General features: G+C 62.7%; 19 protein-coding genes and 1 tRNA gene. 6 read left to right on the forward strand and 14 right to left on the reverse strand.

Annotated features, from left to right (window positions below; all coding sequences use genetic code 11):
* Positions 1–27: 27 nt before the first annotated feature.
* A complete protein-coding gene (gene pyk / locus ISM_RS02580) occupies positions 28–1,473 on the reverse strand; it encodes a pyruvate kinase (RefSeq protein ID WP_009812548.1) in 1,446 nt (481 codons plus the stop codon).
* A 172-nt stretch (positions 1,474–1,645) separates the two neighbouring features.
* Here pyk and ISM_RS02585 point away from each other — a divergent pair, with 172 nt between their 5' ends.
* From ISM_RS02585 to ISM_RS02595, 3 genes are read left to right on the forward strand one after another with little or no spacing between them, the layout of a single operon-like run.
* Complete coding sequence (locus ISM_RS02585) at positions 1,646–2,386, forward strand: N-formylglutamate amidohydrolase (protein ID WP_009812549.1); 741 nt, start codon at positions 1,646–1,648, stop codon at positions 2,384–2,386.
* A 29-nt stretch (positions 2,387–2,415) separates the two neighbouring features.
* Positions 2,416–2,757, forward strand: coding sequence for a 5-carboxymethyl-2-hydroxymuconate Delta-isomerase (locus tag ISM_RS02590; RefSeq protein ID WP_009812550.1), 342 nt, complete (start codon positions 2,416–2,418; stop codon positions 2,755–2,757).
* A gap of 17 nt (positions 2,758–2,774) precedes the next feature.
* Positions 2,775–3,077, forward strand: a complete 303-nt coding sequence (locus ISM_RS02595; protein ID WP_009812551.1) for a DUF1244 domain-containing protein — start codon at positions 2,775–2,777, stop codon at positions 3,075–3,077.
* A 164-nt stretch (positions 3,078–3,241) separates the two neighbouring features.
* Here the strand turns inward: ISM_RS02595 and mscL are convergent, their stop codons facing one another.
* A complete protein-coding gene (gene mscL / locus ISM_RS02600) occupies positions 3,242–3,658 on the reverse strand; it encodes a large conductance mechanosensitive channel protein MscL (protein ID WP_009812552.1) in 417 nt (138 codons plus the stop codon).
* A 241-nt stretch (positions 3,659–3,899) separates the two neighbouring features.
* Here mscL and ISM_RS02605 point away from each other — a divergent pair, with 241 nt between their 5' ends.
* A complete protein-coding gene (locus tag ISM_RS02605) occupies positions 3,900–4,772 on the forward strand; it encodes a DMT family transporter (RefSeq protein WP_009812553.1) in 873 nt (290 codons plus the stop codon).
* Here the strand turns inward: ISM_RS02605 and ISM_RS02610 are convergent.
* The 5 genes from ISM_RS02610 to petA all read right to left on the reverse strand — a co-directional run bounded on the left by ISM_RS02610 (position 4,742) and on the right by petA (position 10,484).
* Positions 4,742–5,188 (reverse strand): YtoQ family protein, encoded by a 447-nt coding sequence (locus ISM_RS02610; RefSeq protein WP_009812554.1) that lies wholly within the window; start codon positions 5,186–5,188, stop codon positions 4,742–4,744. The two genes, ISM_RS02605 and ISM_RS02610, sit on opposite strands and share 31 nt — an antisense overlap.
* 23 nt (positions 5,189–5,211) lie before the next feature.
* Positions 5,212–7,611 carry a phenylalanine--tRNA ligase subunit beta gene (gene pheT, locus ISM_RS02615; RefSeq protein ID WP_009812555.1) on the reverse strand — a complete coding sequence of 800 codons (2,400 nt, stop codon included), beginning with the start codon at positions 7,609–7,611 and terminating at the stop codon, positions 5,212–5,214.
* A gap of 157 nt (positions 7,612–7,768) precedes the next feature.
* Positions 7,769–8,557 carry a cytochrome c1 gene (locus ISM_RS02620; protein WP_009812556.1) on the reverse strand — a complete coding sequence of 263 codons (789 nt, stop codon included), beginning with the start codon at positions 8,555–8,557 and terminating at the stop codon, positions 7,769–7,771.
* A gap of 16 nt (positions 8,558–8,573) precedes the next feature.
* Positions 8,574–9,899 (reverse strand): cytochrome b, encoded by a 1,326-nt coding sequence (petB, locus tag ISM_RS02625; protein WP_009812557.1) that lies wholly within the window; start codon positions 9,897–9,899, stop codon positions 8,574–8,576.
* Between the two features lie 12 nt (positions 9,900–9,911).
* Positions 9,912–10,484: a ubiquinol-cytochrome c reductase iron-sulfur subunit gene (petA, locus tag ISM_RS02630; protein WP_040617788.1), complete on the reverse strand. Its 573-nt coding sequence runs from the start codon at positions 10,482–10,484 to the stop codon at positions 9,912–9,914.
* Positions 10,485–10,702: 218 nt separating this feature from the next.
* Between petA and ISM_RS02635 the strand changes: the two genes are divergently transcribed.
* Positions 10,703–11,389: an outer membrane protein gene (locus ISM_RS02635; RefSeq protein ID WP_009812559.1), complete on the forward strand. Its 687-nt coding sequence runs from the start codon at positions 10,703–10,705 to the stop codon at positions 11,387–11,389.
* 65 nt (positions 11,390–11,454) lie between these two features.
* Here the strand turns inward: ISM_RS02635 and ISM_RS02640 are convergent, their stop codons facing one another.
* The 5 genes from ISM_RS02640 to dapF all read right to left on the reverse strand — a co-directional run bounded on the left by ISM_RS02640 (position 11,455) and on the right by dapF (position 15,923).
* Positions 11,455–12,057, reverse strand: coding sequence for a glutathione S-transferase (locus tag ISM_RS02640; protein ID WP_009812560.1), 603 nt, complete (start codon positions 12,055–12,057; stop codon positions 11,455–11,457).
* A 168-nt stretch (positions 12,058–12,225) separates the two neighbouring features.
* A complete protein-coding gene (locus tag ISM_RS02645; RefSeq protein WP_009812561.1) occupies positions 12,226–12,987 on the reverse strand; it encodes a glycosyltransferase family 2 protein in 762 nt (253 codons plus the stop codon).
* 236 nt (positions 12,988–13,223) lie between these two features.
* Positions 13,224–13,841, reverse strand: coding sequence for a glutathione S-transferase (locus tag ISM_RS02650; RefSeq protein ID WP_009812562.1), 618 nt, complete (start codon positions 13,839–13,841; stop codon positions 13,224–13,226).
* Entirely contained in the window at positions 13,831–15,090 is a 1,260-nt protein-coding gene (mtaB, locus tag ISM_RS02655) for a tRNA (N(6)-L-threonylcarbamoyladenosine(37)-C(2))-methylthiotransferase MtaB (RefSeq protein WP_009812563.1), read from the reverse strand. The genes ISM_RS02650 and mtaB overlap by 11 nt, the downstream gene beginning before the upstream one ends.
* On the reverse strand, positions 15,090–15,923 hold the full coding sequence (dapF, locus tag ISM_RS02660; RefSeq protein WP_009812564.1) for a diaminopimelate epimerase: 834 nt from the start codon (positions 15,921–15,923) through the stop codon (positions 15,090–15,092). The genes mtaB and dapF overlap by 1 nt, the downstream gene beginning before the upstream one ends.
* 108 nt (positions 15,924–16,031) lie before the next feature.
* On the opposite strand from dapF, the gene ISM_RS02665 reads away from it, so the two are divergent.
* Positions 16,032–16,107 (forward strand) — tRNA-Lys (locus ISM_RS02665).
* A 204-nt stretch (positions 16,108–16,311) separates the two neighbouring features.
* Here the strand turns inward: ISM_RS02665 and ISM_RS02670 are convergent.
* The gene (locus ISM_RS02670) at positions 16,312–16,527 is read right to left on the reverse strand and encodes a hypothetical protein (RefSeq protein ID WP_009812565.1); all 216 of its coding nucleotides are present in this window, start codon (positions 16,525–16,527) and stop codon (positions 16,312–16,314) included.
* Positions 16,528–16,766: 239 nt separating this feature from the next.
* Positions 16,767–19,202, reverse strand: a complete 2,436-nt coding sequence (locus ISM_RS02675; protein WP_009812566.1) for a GcvT family protein — start codon at positions 19,200–19,202, stop codon at positions 16,767–16,769.
* Between the last annotated feature and the right edge of the window lie 159 nt (positions 19,203–19,361).

Below are 19,361 nucleotides of genomic sequence, written 5' to 3' on the forward strand. Positions count from 1 at the left end.
CCTTCACGTTGGACCCGGTGAACAAGATTAACCCGGATCGGTCGAATAGATCAAACTTTCCTGACAAGGTGCCACGCGCAGGATATTCGTCGTTCCCGGCACGTTGAACGGCACCCCGGCGGTCACCACGATCTGATCGAGCGCCTCGGCATAGCCCTCGGCCCGTGCCGCCCGCGCCGCATTCACCACCGCCAGCTTGAACCGGGTGAGCTCTTCGGTCATCACGCAGTTCACCCCCCAGCTCAGCGCCAGCCGCCGCGCCGTGCCGCGCAGCGAGGTGAGCGCCATGATCGGCACCCGCGGCCGTTCCCGCGCGGTCAAGAGCGCGGTCGTCCCCGATTGGGTGAAACAGCAGATGACCTTGATATCTGCCGTCTCGGCAATCTCACGCGCCGCCGCCACGATGCCATCGGCCACCGTGTTGCGCTGCGCCTTGCGCGACGCCTCGATGATCTGTGTATAGGTCGGGTCGCCCTCGACCTCGCGCGCCACATTGTCCATGGTGCGCACCGCCTCGACCGGATAGCTGCCCGCCGCACTTTCTGCCGAGAGCATGATCGCATCCGCCCCTTCATAGATCGCCGTGGCCACATCGCTCACCTCAGCGCGGGTCGGCATTGGGCTCTCGATCATCGACTCGAGCATCTGGGTCGCCACGATGACCGGTTTCGCCGCTGCCCGGCACGCCCGGACGAGCCGTTTCTGGATCGGCGGCACATTCTGAACCGGAAGCTCGACCCCGAGATCGCCGCGCGCCACCATGATCCCGTCCGATGCGGCGAGGATACCGCTGAACCGCTCCACCGCCGAGGGCTTTTCAATCTTCGACAGAATCGCCGCCCGCCCATTGGCAAGCTCGCGCGCCTCGGTCACATCCTCGGGCCGCTGCACGAAGCTGAGCGCGAGCCAATCCACCCCGAGCTGACAGACAAATTCGAGATCCTTGCGGTCCTTTTCTGACAGCGCCGCAAGCGGCAGCTCGACATCGGGCACGTTGACGCCCTTGCGGTCCGAAATCACCCCGCCGATGACCACCTCGCATTCGGCGAAATCCGCGCCGCACTCGCGCACCCGCAAACGGATCTTGCCGTCATTGACCAAAAGATGCGCCCCCGGCTGCAGCGCCGCGAAAATCTCGGGATGCGGCAGGCAGACCCGGCTGCCATCGCCCTCTGCCTTATCGAGATCGAGCCGGAACGTCGCGCCTTGCGCCAACTCCTCCGGCCCGTTGCCAAAGGTCCCAACCCGGAGCTTTGGCCCCTGAAGATCGGCCAGAATGGCAATCGGGCTGTTGAGATCGCGCTCGACCTCGCGGATAATACGGTGTTTCTCGCGGATGCCAGCGTGGTCGCCATGGCTCATGTTGAGCCGGAACACATCCGCCCCCGCCTCATGCAGGGCGCGGATGGTTTCATAGGTCTCGGAGGCGGGGCCAAGCGTGGCCACGATCTTGACATTGCGGTGTCGTCTCATGCGCGGGTCCTCTGTTCTGGGTCCGTCTTGATCTCAGGGCGGTGATGCCGTTGATCCCGTCATACCGTTATCGCTAACATCATACCAGCCCTTTGTGACGGCGATTTGACCCCGGCCCGATGTTGCACTTGTGCCCGCCGCACCGTAAAGCAAGGGCAAGGAACCACATCACATGCGTTTTGAACCCTACCATATCGACGGGGCCGACCGCCCTTCGCGCTGGCTTGTGACCTGCGATCACGCGGCCAATACCGTGCCCGATTTCGTCAATGGCGGCGATCTCGGCCTGCCGCCCGAAGACATGGCCCGCCATATCGCCTATGATCCCGGCGCGCTTGGCGTGGCGCGGGCGCTGGCCGAGGCGCTGAACGGCCCGATGATCGGCTCCAATTTCTCGCGCCTGGTGATCGACCCGAACCGGGGCGAGGATGACCCGACCCTGCTGATGAAGCTCTATGATGGCTCGATCATCCCTGCCAACCGCCACGCTGGCCCGGTAGAACGCGAAACCCGGCTGACCCGGCTCTACCGCCCCTATCACGCGGCGCTGGCCGAACTTGCGGCGCGGCGCGACGACACGATCATCGTCTCGGTCCATAGCTTTACCCGACAACTGCGCGGCCGCCTGCCCCGGCCTTGGCATGTCGGCATCCTCTATGCCGATGACACCCGATTGACCGCGCCGCTGCTGGCCCGGCTTGGCAAAGAGGCAGACATCTGCACCGGCGATAACGAGCCTTACACTGGCCGCCTGCCCGGCGATGCCATCGACCGCCACGCGCTGCGCCATGGCCGCCCGAACGCGCTCATCGAGCTGCGCAACGATCTGATCGCCCATCACGAGGATCAGCTGCATTGGGCCAAGCGGCTCGCCCCGATGCTGCAAGAGGCGGCCGACATCGCTCGCGTCTGAACCGCGCCATTCCAAAGGAGGAGACCACCATGCCCCATATCGTCATCGAACATTCCAAGGGGCTGGATCAGTCCCACGACCTGCAGGCGCTTTGCGACACGCTCTGGCAGGCCTTCGCCGAACACCGCTCGGTGAGCGCCCCGGACACCGTCCGCGTGCGCACCATCGCGGCTACCGCCTCGCGCATCGGCGTCGCGCCGCAGACCTTCGCCGCCGCGACCCTGCTGCTCTTGCCCGGGCGCGACGAAGACACCCGCGCCGAGCTGGCCCAGATGACGCTCGACGCGTTGCAAACCGCGCTGCCCGATGTCGGAAGCCTGACGGTGCGGCTCGACGACTTGAACCCGCCCTATCTCAAACGCATGTTGTAAGGCAAAGGAGACCCAAAATGGATGATCAGACCCGGATCGAGCTTGAGGCCGCAGCCTTTCGCCGCCTGCAACAGCACCTGATGCAAGAGCGCACCGATGTGCAAAACATCGACATGATGAACCTCGCAGGCTTCTGCCGCAATTGCCTGAGCCGCTGGTATCAAGAGGCCGCCAATGAGCGCGGCATCGACATGGACAAGACCGAGGCGCGCGAGATTTTCTACGGGATGAGCATGGACGAGTGGAAGGCCAAGTATCAGACCGAGGCCAGCCCCGACCAACAGGCGGCGTTTGAGGTCAGCCACAAGACCGCCGGTTGAACATGGATGCGGCGGCCTGATCGGGCCGCCGCTCTGTTATTCGCGGTCAGGCAGCCGCCGGGCTATGCTTGCGCCGCGACAATCTTGGCCTAAAAAACGAAACCTGAAAAATTAGAAAAGGCCCGCAGCACGCCGCAGGCCTTTCCCCGATCTCGAGACCGCGCTTACTTCTTCAGCGAGTCACGGATTTCCATCAGGATATCAAGCTCGCTCGGGCCGGGATCTGCCTCGGGCTCGGGCGCGGCTTCTTCCTTCGCTTTGACGCGGTTCACGGCCTTGACCAGCATGAACACCACAAAGGCGATGATCAGGAAGTTGATGATCGCCATGATAAAGCGACCGATGGCAAAGACCGCGGCACCTGCCTCTTCTGCATCGGCGAGGGTGGCGTATTCGCCGCCATCGAGAACGATGAAGAGCTCTTTGAAATCGATCCCGCCGAGAAAGAGGCCGATGATCGGGTTGATGAGATCCGCCACAAGCGAGCTCACAATCGCGGTGAAGGCGGCGCCGATGATGATACCAACGGCCATGTCCATGACATTGCCCTTGGCAATGAAATCCTTGAATTCTTGAACCATGCTATTTCCCTTGTCCCTTGGCGTGTCCCGCCATTGTTTAGATACTAGTATCTATGCGTGAAACAATGACATCAATTCAGGGGAAAATAGCGCAGAAGCTCCCTATTCAGGGCCGAAACGCGCGTTTTTGCGCCTTGGGATGGCATTATTTCGACGTCTAGCGGTTTTTCATCAGTCAAAGCCTGCGATCTCGGTCATGATACTGACAGTGATTGGCAGGGTATTGGTATCTCTTAGTTACATGAAACATGACACGTATTTCGCTGGCCTCCTCTTGATGCTGGGATCTGCCCTGCTCTTTTCGACAGCCGGTATCTTCACCAAAGCAGTCGAGGCCTCGGGCTGGGAAGTGATCTTCTGGCGGGCGTTCTTCAGTGCGATTTTGACCGCAGCAATCATCCTCTGGCGGGGCCGCTGGCAGGCCGAGGTGACGCGCATGGGCCGGCGCGGCCTCTTGGCGGCGGTGATTGGCGCCTGTGGCACGGCGGCCTTTCTCAGCGCATTCAAGCTGACCGGAGTGGCCAATGTGGCGCTGATCTATTCGGCGACGCCGCTCGTCGCGGCGCTGCTCGCCTGGGTTCTCTTGCGCGAAGCGCCGGGGATGACGATGCTGGCGGGGGCGGCGCTTGGCATTGTGGGGATCCTAGCCATCCTTGCCGGGTCGCTGGGCGAGCTTAGCCTGATCGGCGATCTGCTCGCGCTGGTGATGGCGCTGTCGCTCGCGCTGCTCTTCGTGCTCTACCGGGCCTGGCCTGCGACGCCCTCGATGGGGCCAATGGCCCTGTCTTGCGTGCTCTTGCTGCCGGTGGCGGCGTGGCTCTCTGAACCGAGCCAGACGCCGCTCGGCGAAATCGCCCTGATGGCCTGTTTCGGGCTGGTCTTTGCGGCGGCCTCGGTGATGATGTTCGAGGCCGCCAAGCGCATGCCCTCAGGACAGGCCGGGCTGATCAGCACCAGCGAGACGCCCTTTGCCATCCTGCTGGCCTGGCTCATTCTGAACGAAGTGCCGATGCTCGCCACCTTAATCGGGGGCGCGCTCGTGATGACGGGGGTTCTGCTGGGAAGCCTGCCGGGCAAACGTGCTCAGCCGGGCAGCGAACCGTCCATCACATAGCGCAGGATTTGCACCACCTCTTCGGGGCTGCGCGCCACGGCGAGGGCGGCGGCATCCACCTCTTTGAGCGCGTGATCATGCTCGGGCGGCTGCAGGATGATGAGCGATTTGCCAAGCGCCGCGGCATAGCCCGCGTCAAAGGCCGCGTTCCACTGCTTGTACTTGTCGCCAAAGCGCACGACGACCACATCCGCGTCACCGATGCCCTTGCGGGTGCGGATCGCGTTGACCATCGCGCCTTTGTGGTCATGCCAGTATTTATTCTCCTCGGCCCCGAGGATCGCGACACCGCAATCGTCGCTGGCCGCGTGATCGGTGACCGGCGCGGAAAAGGCGATGTCGAGCCCCGCCGCGCCATCGGTGATCTGATCGCGCCAATCGGTGTGGATTTCACCGGAGAGATAAACCTTGAGCATCTGAGCCTCCTCGTTGATCCGACTTAGCCGCGCAGGCTGCCGCCGGTGGCCTTGGTGACCTTTTCGACGATCTTCGCGCTCACCGCCTCGATATCCGCTTCCTTGAGCGTCGCATCGGTGGGTTGCAGGCGCACGGTGATCGCAAGGCTCTTCTTGCCCTCGCCGAGGCTGCCGCCGATGAATTCGTCAAAGACGCGCACATCTTCGATGAGCACCTTGTCCGCCCCGGCCGCCGCGTTGACCAGCGTCAGCGCCTCGACCTCGGCATCCACCACGAAGGCGAAATCGCGTTCCACCGCCTGCAGGTCGCTGACGGTGAGCGCCCCGCGCGTGGCCGAGGCGTTGCGCGGCAGCGGGATCTCTGCGGGCCAGAGGGTAAAGCCCACCACCGGGCCTTTGACGTCGAGCGCCTGAAGCACTTTGGGATGCAGCTCGCCAAAGACGCCAAGCGCCTTTTTCGGGCCGAGGCAAATCCGGCCATGACGGCCCGGGTGCCACCAGCTCTCGCCGCCGCGCAGGATCTGCACCTTGGCGGGCGCACCGATGGCCGAGAGCACCGCCTCGGCATCGGCCTTGGCGTCAAAGAGATCGACCGGCCGGCTCGCGCCATGCACATCCTTGGGACCTGTGCGACCGACGAGGATGCCCGAGACCATCAGATGCTGATCGCCGGGCTCGCCGCCGTGGAACGCATGACCCACCTCAAAGAGCGCCATATCCATCTGACCGCGCGCCTGATTGCGCGCCGCCGCCTGCAACAGCCCGGGCAACAGCGCGGGGCGCAGATGGCTCATATCGGCGCTGATCGGGTTGGCCAGCATCGTGGCATCATCGCCGCCCCCGAAGAGCTCGGCACTGGCGCGGTCGATGAAACTATAGGTGACGCATTCATTATAGCCGAGCGCCGCCGCCGTGCGCCGCGCGATCTGCTCGCGTTTTTGCAGGGGCGACAGGATCTGTTTCGGCACGCCCGATTGGATGCGCGGCAGCGGAATGCCCTTGAGCTTGGTCAGCGAGGCAACACGCGCCACCTCTTCCACCAGATCGGCCTCGCCCTGCACATCGGGGCGCCAGCTCGGCACATGGGCCATGCTGCCTTCCATGCGGAAGCCGAGCGCGGTGAGGGTCTGGCGCTGTTCGCTCTCAGGAATGGCCATACCGACGAGCGATTGCACCCGCTCGGGGTCAAGCTTGTAGGCGCGCGCCACATCCGGCACCTCGCCCGCCACGACCAGCTCGGACGGCTCGCCGCCACAAAGGTCGAGGATCATCTGCGTCGCAAGCTCGATCGCCGGCATGTTGAAGGCCGGATCAATGCCGCGCTCGTTGCGATAGCGCGCATCGGAATTGATCTTGAGCGCGCGGCCCGTCTCGGCGATCTGGACATGGTCCCAGACGGCGGCCTCGAGGAAGACATTGGTCGTCTCCTCGGTGCAGCCGGTGGCCAGCCCGCCCATGATGCCGCCAATGCTCTCGACGCCCTTGTCGTCGGAGATGACGACCTGACCGGCGCTGAACGTGTATTCCTTCTCATCGAGACCGACGAGCGTTTCACCACCCTGCGCACGATGCACGCGCAGATCGCCCGACACCTTGTCAGCGTCGAACACATGCAGCGGGCGGTTGCGGTCGAAGGTGAAGAAATTGGTGATGTCGACCAGCGCCGAAATCGGCCGCAGCCCGATCGCCTTGAGCCGCGCCTGAAGCCACTCCGGGCTCGGCCCGTTCTTGACACCGCGGATCAGCCGCCCGGCAAAGACTTCGCAGCCCTTGGTGCGCGCGTCCTCATCAATGATGACCTTGATCGGGCTCTCGAATGCGCCCTCGATGCTGGCCTCCGGCGCGGGCTTCATCTTGCCCAGACCGCGTGCCGCTAGGTCGAGCGCCACGCCGCGCACACCGCAGGCATCGGGGCGGTTCGGGGTGATGGCAATGTCGATCACCGGGTCGACCTTGGCCGGATCATGCGCCGCAAGCCAATCGATGAACCGTTCGCCCACCTCGCCTGACGGCAGTTCGATGATCCCGTCATGCTCTTCCGAGAGCTCCATTTCGCGCTCGGAACACATCATGCCAAAGCTCTCGACGCCGCGGATCTTGCCGACGCCGATGGTGGTGTCGATGCCGGGGACATAGACGCCGGGCTTGGCCACCACCACGGTGATGCCGGCCCGCGCATTGGGCGCGCCACAGATGATCTGGGTCATGCCCTCGTCGGTCTCGACCTGACAGATGTTGAGTCGGTCCGCATCGGGATGCTTTTCCGCCTCTTTCACCTTGCCGATGGTAAACTCCGACAGCCGGTCCGCCGGGTTGACGATCTCTTCGACCTCGAGCCCCAGATCGGTGAGCGCCTCCGCGATCTCCTCGACCGAAGCGGTGGTTTCCAGATGTTCCTTGAGCCAGGACAGGGTGAATTTCATGTCGCGTCATCCACAGGTGAAATGCAGTCCCGCGCCATGTACCGGATAAGCGGGCCAAGCGAAAGGGCACTTTGCGCCGCGCCCTGCCCTCGTCCGCAACGAAAAACCCCCGCCGGATTGCTCGGGCGGGGGTTTGTCATTTGGCGAGGAACCGCGATCAGGCTTTGGACTTGCCTTTGATCGGGGCCCAGATCCGCTTGTTCGTGAGATAGAGCAGCGCCGACAGCAGAACCAGCAGGATAACCCCGGCCATACCGGCCTGTTTGCGGGCCATCATCTTGGGCTCGGCGGTCCACATCAGGAAGGCCGCGGTATCTTCGGACATGTGATGCAGCGAGTTGTCATGCTCGTCGTCGAAATCCACCATCCCGTCTTCGAGCGGCGGTGCCATGGCGATCCAGCCCCCCGGGAAGGCGCTGTTTTCATAGAGCGTGACGCCCGCTTCTTCCTTGGTCTTGCCGGTATAGCCGGTCAGGATCGCGGTGATGTACTCCGGACCACCCATGCCCTTGAAGAGCTGGTTGATACCGGTGCCCGCGGGGCCGTGAAACCCGGCGCGTGCCTTGGCCATCAGGCTCAGGTCAGGCGCGTTGTCGAGGCTCGAGCCCGGGAAGTGATCCGACGATTTGGCCGTGCGGAAATCATCCAGCTCGGGATCGAAAACTTCAAAGTTCTGGGCGTAGGCGCGCACCTGATCTGCCGAGAAATGCGGACCGCCCTCGTCTGCCAGCGTGCGCAGCGGCACGTAGCGGAGACCGTGACAGGCCGAGCAAACCTCGGTGTAGACCTTGAGACCACGCTGAAGCTGGTTCTGGTCGAATTTGCCGAACGGCCCCTCGAAGGAGAAATCCACGTCGTGAATTTCGCCACCGGCGCCTGCGGCAGATGCCGCACCCGCCGAAAGGGTCAGGGCCGACAGGGCAGCAATGCAGAGAGTCTTGAACATTGTTCCTGATCCTTTCTTATTCTGCCGGGGTGTCGGCAGCTTTGGGGTAATGCGCATTGAAATCCGCCTCGATGGTTTCCGGCTGTGCCTTGGGCTTTTCAATCACCCCAAGCAGCGGCAGGATCACCAGGAAGTAAGCGAACCAATAGGTGGCCCCGATCAGCGAGATGGTCGAATAGGGCGGCTCGGCGGGCATGGCCCCGGCCCACATCAGCACCACAAAGTCGATCGCCAGCAGCGCAAACCACCATTTGAACATCGGACGGTATTTGCCCGACCGCACGCTCGACGTGTCGAGCCACGGTGCCAGCGCCATGACGGCAATCGCACCGAACATCGCGAGCACGCCAAAGAACTTGGCATCGATGATCCCGCCGGTGATCCAGCTTGCGAACATCACGACCCAGACATCGCCGGTGAAGGCACGCAGGATCGCGTAGAACGGCAGGAAGTACCATTCCGGAACAATATGCGCGGGCGTCACGAGGGCGTTCGCCTCGATATAGTTGTCCGGGTGGCCAAGGTAGTTCGGCATGAAGCCGACGATGGCAAAGAAGACAACCAGAATGACCGCCAGAGCAAAGAGGTCCTTGATCACGAAATAGGGCCAGAAGGGCACGGTGTCCTTCTCGGCCTCGGCTTTCGAGGCGCGGCGCACTTCGACCCCGGTGGGGTTGTTGTTGCCGGTGGTGTGGAAGGCCCAGATATGGACCGCCACCAGCGCGGCGATCACGAAGGGCAGCAGGTAATGCAGACTGAAGAAACGGTTCAGCGTGGCATTGTCCACCGCGGGCCCACCGAGAAGCCAGGTCTGGATCGGCTCACCAATGAAGGGGATGGCGCCAAACAGACCGGTGATCACGGTCGCGCCCCAGAAGGACATCTGACCCCAGGGAAGAACATAGCCCATAAAGGCCGTGCCCATCATCAGCAGGTAGATCAGCATGCCGACGATCCAGGTGATTTCACGCGGGGCCTTGTACGACCCGTAGTAAAGACCCCGGAAAATATGGAGATAGACCGCAAAGAAGAACAGCGACGCGCCGTTCATGTGCAGATAACGGATGAAGTGACCGCCGTTCACGTTGCGCATGATGTGCTCGATCGAGGCAAAGGCCAGATCGACATGCGGCGTGTAATGCATCACCAGCACGATGCCGGTAACGATTTGCAGCGCCAGACAGAACGTCAGGACGATGCCCCAGATCCACATCCAGTTGAGGTTCTTGGGCGTCGGGATCATCAGCGTGTCATAGAGAAGACCGACGATGGGAAGACGCGAATGCAGCCATTTCTCGCCGCGGGTCTTCGGTTCGTAGTGATCGTGTGGAATACCAGCCATTCTGCGCGTCCCTTATCCCAATTTGATCGTCGTTGCATCGACGAATTCAGCCGTCGGAACCGGCAGGTTCTCGGGCGCGGGTCCTTTGCGGATCCGGCCGGCCGTATCATAGTGCGAGCCGTGGCAAGGGCAGAACCAACCGCCAAAATCGCCAGCATCGCCCAGCGGAACGCAGCCCAGATGGGTACAAACGCCCATCATCACCAGCCACTCTTCGCTGCCTTCTTCGCCCGGAACGGCCAGCGCCCGGTTGTTGTCCGACGCGGGTGCGGGACCGATATTGGCGTTGCGAGCGTCCTGGTCGGGAAGCTGCGAAAGCTCGACCGCCTTGGCCTCTTCGATTTCTTCCGGGGTGCGGCGGCGAATGAACACCGGCTTGCCCAGCCATTTCACTGTCAGCTGCGTGCCCGGCTCGATGCCAGAGACGTCAACCCGGATCGAGCTGAGCGCCTGCACATCGGCCGAGGGGTTCATCTGATTGACCAGCGGCCAGACAGCAGCCCCCGCGGCAACAGTGCCCGCGCCTGCGGTTGCGTAATAGAGGAAATCCCTCCGGGTTCCTTCGTGATCTTCTGCGTGGGACACGAGGTTTGCTCCATTCTTCCGACCCGCGCGGGCCTCATAGTTCGACGGGTCGCGGAATCCCGCAACCTTTCGGACCCGTGTTTAGCGGCGCTTTCAAGGCCCGTCCAGTAGGCAATGCCGGGGAATTGAAGGGGGCGATCATCTGTCGCGCTTGTGAGCCAGCGCCGCTGCATGTAAGCAAGGGCCAAAGCCACGGACAACCGCAAGGGTATGTGCAGATGAAAACCTCCTTCAAAGCCGCCGGCGTCGCGCTCGTCGCGATGGCCACCCCCGCCGCCGCCGAGATCGAACTGAGCTTCTACCTCGGGGTTCAGAGCGTTCAGGAAAGCACGCTGTCGGGCACGCTCCCCGGTGGAGCCGCTGTCAGCCGCAAGGTCGATTGGGAAGGTAACCCCTTGGAAAACCCGTTTTATTACGGCGGGCGTCTGACCTGGTGGAATGCCAATAACCTCGGCTTCGGCATCGAGGGCACCCATGCCAAGGCCTATGCCTCGAGCGGCGATCTCGCCGCCCTCGGGCTGAGCCGGTTCGAGCTCTCGGACGGGCATAACATCATCACCCTCAACGTGATGAAACGCTTCCCCTCCACCTTCACCAACGAGCGTTTTACCCCCTATGTCGGCGGTGGCGTGGGTGTGGCCATTCCGCATGTCGACGCGCAGGTGATCGGTGCGACGGGTCGGACCTATGATTATGAAACCACCGGCATCGCGCTGCGCGGCATCGCCGGGATGAAATATAGCCTCAACGACAAATGGGCCCTCTTCGGCGAGTATCAGGCGACTTGGTCGGACAATGACATCACCATCAAGGCGGACCCGGCCGTGGTCGGCCAGACCGATGGCAAGTTCGGCACCGAGCTGGTCACCCATGCGATCAACGTCGGCGTCAGCTACAGCTTCTGATTTCAGCCTGATGAAAACAGAAAAGCCCCGGAATTTCCGGGGCTTTTTCGTGTCTTAGGCCAAGATTACTTGGGCGCGGTGGCGACCATGCTGTCACGTTCGCAGAATTTCGAATGCCAGGCCGCGAGGTCGGGGCGGGTGTCGCGCCAGCTGCGGTCGGCATGGCGGAAATCGAGATAGGTGAGCGCGGTGGCCACCGCGATCTGAGCCATGTCGAGCGGGCCGGAGAGATGGCTCATCCAGCGCGCGTCGAGCGCGTTGAGCGAGCGGGTGATCTTGGCCCATTGCGCCTCGATCCAGCCCTCATCGACCTTGTCGGCGGGACGCACGCGATGCTCGTAAACCATCAGCACGGCGGCATCCATCATCGCATCCGCCGTCGCTTCGAGCGTCAGAACCTCCCAAATCCGCGCCTGCGGATAGAGGCCTGCACCGGAAATTTCGTCGAGATATCGGGTGATTACGCGACTGTCATAAAGCGCCGGACCGCTGTCGCGCAAAAGCGCCGGGAGCTTGCCCGCCGGGTTGGCCGAGGCCACTTGCGGATCGGTATTGATCGGGGTGGTGGTGAGTGAAACCACCTCGACCCGGTCGCCCAGACCGGCCTCATGGATGAGAATCCGGCACTTGCGGGCAAAGGGCGAAGCATCGGCGGAAATGAGTTTCATGGCAGGTCTCCCGTAGCGTGTGGCGCAAACGCTAGGCCCCTGCCCCGACCTTGTCCATCGCTGAAATGGCGGGTCGGTGACACGTCGGCAAAACGACAGTATCGCGACAGTGCGGAATTTGGGGTGGCAGCAACGGTTTGAAGATCGGGGCGCAATGGTCGCAATCGGTCATTTAGAAAGAATGGTTTTCAAACGTCGTTTTAAGTACTCAAGCTTGCCCGACAGCGTGCTTGTGGCGGCATGTTGTTTCCAAACGTAGTCCAGCTCTATGGCCTGCAGTTTGCGGTCGACGCGATTGCTCACTTGGTGACCGTGAAGACGGTTTGCAACCAAGGTATCGGATAGGATCCTCGGCGCACCTTGAGCATCCCAAAGTCGCTTGTAAAACTCCACATCCATGAGCCAGATGAGCTTCTCATCAAAACGTTCGGCACAGCGGCTATGAATAGCCATTACCGACGGACTGGATACCGTGTTTTTCCCGAAATGAAGCTTGTCCGTGAGCAACGGGATTATTGCGCGTTCTATCGTCTTCCCATCTCTGACAACGCCTGACCCGCATAGCAACCAATCGCAACCCGTCTCCGCAAAGCCATCATGCACTTGAGTCAGACAGGTTGGATCGCAGAGATAGTCATCCTGGAAGAGGACCTTCAGGATCTCGCCATTCGCGCAATTCAGCGCATGGTTGATATTGGCCGAGGCTTGCCGCGGAGCGTCACGGTTCCAGACATGACACATGTTCAACCTCTCGGACCAGTTACGGCAGAGCTCTTCGATACGGGTATCAGTCGATTGGTCCGAGATAACCACCTCGAAGTCTCGAAAATCCTGCTCCTCAAGCTTTTGTAGCGAAAATTCGAGATAATCGACACCATGGCCCTCCATCTCATAGGCTGGAATACAGACGCTCAGTTTAGGGTTGGGCATTGGACCTCTCCAATTCGGCATGTCATCCGAAAGCAAACATTGAAAATCAGTACCGTAGCTGAAATCACAAAAAATTGAATATGGCATCCCCCTTAACTGACACTAGGCTCGGCGTCACGGGGTAACCTCGCCTCAAACGGGGAGGAAAGGAGCTATGGGTTTCTAGGCCCCCCACAACGCTCATACGGGGCGTTCTGAGCAGGGGACCCTTAGGCAGCGACAGGTGGACGCCCGCCCTACCCTTCCCAGATCGGGCGGCGGGTCATGATACTGGTGAACCGGTCGGAGGCTTTGAAGCGGGTGAGCCAGTCGGAGACTTCGGGCCAAGGCTGCGCGGCGAACCAGTCGGGGTCGACATGGGCGAATTGGCGGAGGAAGGGCAGGATCGCCATGTCGGCGAGGCTTGGGGCTGGGCCCATGAGCCAGCGGCGGCCGGTGAGCTGGTCTTCGAGCGAGAGCGCGAAGCGGGCGGCGGTATCGCGGGCCGCCATCGGATCGCTGTCGGGAAAGCGGGTCTCGTATTTGTAGCGGTCGAGCGCCGGTTTGAACTCGCTCTCGCAGGTCGCGATGAGATCATTCCCCGCCGCGCCCATGTCGAGCCAGTGTTCGGGGTCCGATTGGCGCAGCGCCCAGAGCATGATGTCGAGGCTTTCGTCGATCACGCCCTCGGGCCCGAGATCGAGACAGGGCACCGTGGCCGAGGGCGAGGCCGCGAGAAAGGCGGCGGGTTTGTCGCGCAGGAGGATGTCGCGCATCTCGACCGCGACGCCCGAGACCGCGATGGCGAGCCGCGCCCGCATCGCATAGGGGCAGCGGCGAAAGCTCCACAGCACCGGCAGGCGGTCAGGCGACAAGGCGCTGCCCGGTCTGGCCCGAGATGCGGACATCGACGATCTGGCCCTCGGGCTGATCCGTGGCGAACTCGACCTCGGTGAATTGCTCGGTCCGGCCCATGCGCGGGTTTTCCATGAGCACCCGATGCGCCCGCCCGACCTGTTCGGCCAGATGCGTGGCAACGCGCGCCTCGCCCGCCTGCCGCAGCCGGGCGGCGCGGTCGCGGATCACCCGGCCGTTGACCTGGTTGGGGATGCGCGCGGCGGGCGTGCCTTCGCGGCGCGAATAGGGAAAGACATGCAGCCAGGTGAGGCCGCAATCCTCGACGAGCCGCAACGAGTTTTCGAAATGCGCCTCGGTCTCGGTCGGGAAGCCCGCGATGATATCGGCACCAAAGGTCATTTCGGGGCGCAGGCGGCGGGCCTCTTCGGCGAAACGGATGGCGTCGTCGCGCAGGTGGCGGCGCTTCATCCGCTTGAGAATCATGTCGTCGCCATGCTGCAGCGACAGGTGCAGATGCGGCATCAAGCGGGGTTCGGTGGCGATGGCCTGCATCAGGTTCTCGTCCACCTCGATGGAATCGATCGACGAGATGCGCAGGCGTGGCAGGTCGGGGACGAGCTTCAGGATCCGCATCACCAGATCGCCGAGCCGTGGCGTGGCCGGAAGATCGGCACCCCAGGAGGTCAGATCGACCCCGGTGAGCACCACCTCGTTATAGCCACGATCCACCAGCCGCTTGATCTGATCGACCACGACCCCGGCGGGGACCGAGCGCGAATTGCCCCGGCCATAGGGGATGATACAGAAGGTGCAGCGGTGATCACAGCCGTTTTGCACCTGCACATAGGCGCGGCTTCGGGTGCCAAAGCCGTCGATCAGATGGCCAGCGGTTTCAGTCACCGACATGATGTCATCGACCTGCAGCATCTCCGTCTCGCCGATGAAATCGGCGGCGAGGCCTTTCCAGGTCTCGGGCTGCATCTTCTCGGTGTTGCCGATGACCGCGTCGACCTCTTCCATGGCGGTGAAGGTCTCGGGCTCGGTCTGGGCGGCGCAGCCGGTGACGATGAGCCGGGCGTCGGGGTGTTCGCGGCGCAGACGGCGGATTTCCTGCCGGGCCTTGCGCACCGCCTCTGCGGTCACGGCGCAGGTGTTGACCACCACCGCGCCCGAGAGCCCGGCCTCGGCCGAGAGCTCTTTCATCGCTTCGGTCTCATAGGCGTTGAGCCGACAGCCCAGCGTGGCAAAGATCGGCGCCTCTGCCATCAGAGCGCGCCCAGGAAATCAGGCGTCAGCACCCCGTCGCAGACATGGGCGGTGCGCCCGGTCATCCAAACGCCATCCTCGCGCCAGTCGATCTCGAGCGTGCCGCCATCGAGGGTGATGGTCACGCACCGCCCCGTGAGACCGCGCCGCGCGGCGGCGACGGCGGTGGCGCAGGAGGACGAGCCCGAGGCCAGCGTCGGGCCGACGCCGCGTTCCCAGACCCGCATCCGCAGATGATCAGGCCCGATGAGCGAGGCGACCTGCACATTGGTGCGTTCGGGGAAAAGCGGGTGATGTTCATAGCGCGGGCCAAATTCGGCGAGCGCCACCCGTTCGGCATCCTCGACGAAGAAGGTGCAATGCGGGTTGCCCATGCCGGTGGCGGTGGGGCCGCCTTCGATCGGCAGCTCGAGCGTGTCCATCGCCTCGGCGAGCGGGATCTCGGCCCAGTCGAGCTGCGGCGCGCCCATGTTGACCGACGTGACCCCCTGCCCCATGTCGCGCGCTGCAAGATCGCCACGCGCCGTCGTCAGGTGCAGCGCGTCGCGGCCCAGATCATCCATCAGATGGCGCGCGATACAGCGGGTGGCATTGCCACAGGCCGCCGCCATCGAGCCATCAGCGTTCCAGAAGGTGAGATGCGCGTCGCCCGGCCCCTCGGCGGTGATGAGCGCGAGCTGATCACAGCCGATGCCGCGATGCCGGTCGGCCACCAAACGCGCCAGCGCCGGGGTGATCGCGATATCGCGCGCACGGCCATCGAAAACGACGAAATCGTTTCCCAGCCCATGCATCTTCATAAAGGGCAAACCGGTGTCTGTGGCGTGGCTCATGGGCGGGCATATAAACCCGCCGGAAACATGAATCCAGCGCGGCACGAAAATAAGTTCATTTTTCGGGTTGACCCTACCGCCCGGTCTTTCTAGATACCGCCCCACAGTGGGCCGTTAGCTCAGTTGGTAGAGCAACTGACTTTTAATCAGTGGGTCGCAGGTTCGAATCCTGCACGGCTCACCACTATCTCCAAAAGGGGTCGGCGGATTTTCTGCCGGCCCCTTTGATTTTCTGAGCTTTATAGTCGAAATGAGGCCGTCACGGCCCATAAGAGCGCCCCTGCCTGCACTGCAGCATAGATGCGGCCTTGCGCAGACCTGTGCAGGCCTACTCGGTGTGACGGAATAGTTGGGACGGTAGCGTCAGATCGGGCGGGTGCCCCGGAGCCTAGATCAGCGAGCCGGGGAGCGTGTATTCGCGGCCGTCGATATGGATGGCGGCGGTGACGCGGTGATCGTTCATCGAAGAGCGCAGGCCGAAGGCATAGGCGAGAGCCGCGGTGAGGCTGTCGAATTGCTCGGTGTCATAGTCGTCAGAGGTCTGGACGCGCGCCGAGCCTTGCGGAGAGGTCGTGATTTCGATGATTTTCTTGATCGGTGCCATTGTTCTTGCCTGCGTGGGTGGAAGCCTCAACTGAACCTTATGGTTCATTTGTGGGCAAATCAATTCAACAGAACCAAAAAACATATATAGAAGTTAACAAATCTACCTTAGGTTGTCAAACAGCACCAACACCGGCAAGTGACTTTGTAACCGGTCACAGCGAAGCCCAATAAAACAAGGGCGCAGAGGCTATCCCTCTGCGCCCTCATGATTTTCTCGGGCTCTAAGTGGTGATTCTCTTAGCTGCGCAGGCGCGAGAATGACGGGTCATAGGGCGACGGCGCGATGACTTCGGCGGGCACCAGCGTGCCGCAGATGTCGATCTCGAGCGTGGTGCCCTCGGCGGCCAGATCGGGCTTTAGGAAGGCCATGGCGATGTTCATGCCGAGCCGATGCCCCCAGTCGCCCGAGCTTACCGTGCCGACCACCTTGCCCTCCAGCATGACGGAGGCGCCGCCATGGGCGGGGGCGCGGTCGTGATCGACCCGCAGGCTCGCCAGCTTGACCCTTGGGCCCTCGGCCACGCGTTTTTCGAGCGCCGCTTTGCCGATGAAATCGCCCTTCTCCATGCGCACGAAGCGGTCGAGCCCGGTCTCGAACGGGTCGAATTCGGTCAGCAGATCGGCCTTCCAATGCAGGAAGCCCTTTTCCATCCGCATCGACTCGACCGCGCGCGCCCCAAAGAGCCGCAGACCATGGGCCTCGCCCGCCGCGCGCAGCGCCTGATAGGCGGCATAGAGCGAGGCGTTGGGCACGTGGATTTCATAGGCGAGCTCGCCCGAAAAGCTCACATTCATCACCGTGACCGGGGCGATGCCGACGAAGGCCTCGCGCAGCGACAGCCAAGGCAAGGCCTCGGCCGACCAGTCGCCCCGGGCGCAGGCCGTGAGCACATCGCGCGATTTCGGCCCGGCGAGCAGCAGGATCGTCTGATCATTGGTCAGGCTGCGCAGCTGCACATCCTCGTCGGGGCCAACATGGGCCGAGAGCCAATCCATGTCATGCAGCTCGCTCGCCGCCGCAGAGCCGTACCAGACCCGTTCGGGGCCGCGGTCAGAGGCGGGCAGATTGGCGAGCGTCGCCTCGGCCTTGATCATGCCGTGATGGTTGAGCAGATAGGCCAGCCCGAGCCGCCCGTCGCGTTTCGGCACCGCGCCACAGCACATCCGGTCGAGGAAGGCGTGACGGTCCGCGCCGGTGATCTCGATCCGGTTGAACCCGTTGACCTCGGCGAGGCCGACGCCGGTTTCCACCGTCTTGACCTCGTCGCGGATGATGTCGAAGGCCTCGTCAAAGCCAAAGCCGAGCGTCGGGTGGAACTCTGGCGAGGGCTTGATGTAATCGACCCGTTCCCAGCCGTTGACCACGGTGAACTCGGCGCCTTCGGCGGCGAGGATCGGGGTCAGCGGCGTGGTGCGGGCGTTACGGCCTGCGGGGCGATGTTCGTGCGGGAAGTGGAAGCGGAATTCGTTCTGATAGTCCTCGATGGCCTTGAGCGCGGTCAGTTCCACATTGGTGTGCGGCCCAAAGCGACGCGGGTCGATGACCCAAGTGTCATATTGCGCCTCGCCATGGACGATCTGCTGCGCCAGAAGCCAGCCGTGACCGCCGCCTTCGCCGAGGCCTGCGCGCAGCCCGATGATGCAAAACGCGTTGCGCTTGCCGGGGATCGGGCCGACGAGCGGCGCGCCGTCGATGGTGTAGGTGATCGGACCGTTGACGATACTGCGAATGCCGGTCTCGGCCAGCGCGGGCATCCGTTCGAACGCCCCACCAAGAACATCCATCACCCGGTCGAGATCATCCGGGCAGAGCGCGTTGACGAAATTCGGGTCGATCCCGTCCAGCCCCCAGGTTTTACAGCCCTGCTCATAGAAGCCCACGAGCAGGCCGTTCTTTTCCTGACGGCTGTAGTAATCCGAGATCGGGCAGCGCAGGAGCGGCATGCGGCGGTCGGATTCGACGATGGCGGGGATGTCCTCGGTGAGGAAATACTGATGCTCCATCGAGCTCACCGGGTGGTGAACGCCCATCATCGCGCCGACCTCGTTGACCCGGTAGCCGCAGGCGTTGACCACGATATCGCAGTCGATATTGCCCTTGGTCGTCTCGACGGTCCAGGTATCGTCCTTGTGCTGGGTGAGCGCGGTCACCGGCGTGTTGCGATAGACCTCGGCCCCGGCCTTGCGGGCGTGATAGGCCAGCGCCTGACAGAGCTGGGCCGGGTCGATGTCGCCATCGAGCGGGTCCCAGAGACCGCCGAGCAGGTTGTCGGTGGAAATCAGCGGGTGGCGGCGGGCGCATTCCTCGGCGTCGATCACTTCGAAATGCACATCCATGCCGCGCGCCATGGAGGCGAAATGGCGATAGCCCTCCATCTGCGCCTCGGTATTGGCGAGACGGATGCCACCATCGGCGTGGTGATAGTTGATCGGGTATTCCGGGTCTTCCGAGAGCCGTTTGTAAAGGTTGATCGAATGGGTTTTGAGCCCGACCATGGTCTGGGTCATGCCAAAGTTGGTCACCTGCGCGGCAGAGTGCCATGTGGTGCCGGAGGTGAGCTCGTCCCGCTCGACGAGGACCACATCGGTCCAGCCTTCCTGGGTGAGGTGATAGAGGGTGGAACACCCTGCGATGCCGCCGCCGATAACGACGACCTTGGTTCTGGTTTTCATGATTGCACCTGTCTTCGCGCTGGTCGGCCTCATAGGGGGGCAAAACCGGGCGACGGCATAGGGGGCATGTGGTGTTTTCGAACATCTGGGAATAAGTTATCGACAACGTGAGAGTTATCAAATCGCCGCGCCTCGGGAGAGGTGTGCCACGCTACGCTT

Source organism: Roseovarius nubinhibens ISM, assembly GCF_000152625.1.
In the GTDB taxonomy this organism is placed as follows: domain Bacteria; phylum Pseudomonadota; class Alphaproteobacteria; order Rhodobacterales; family Rhodobacteraceae; genus Roseovarius; species Roseovarius nubinhibens.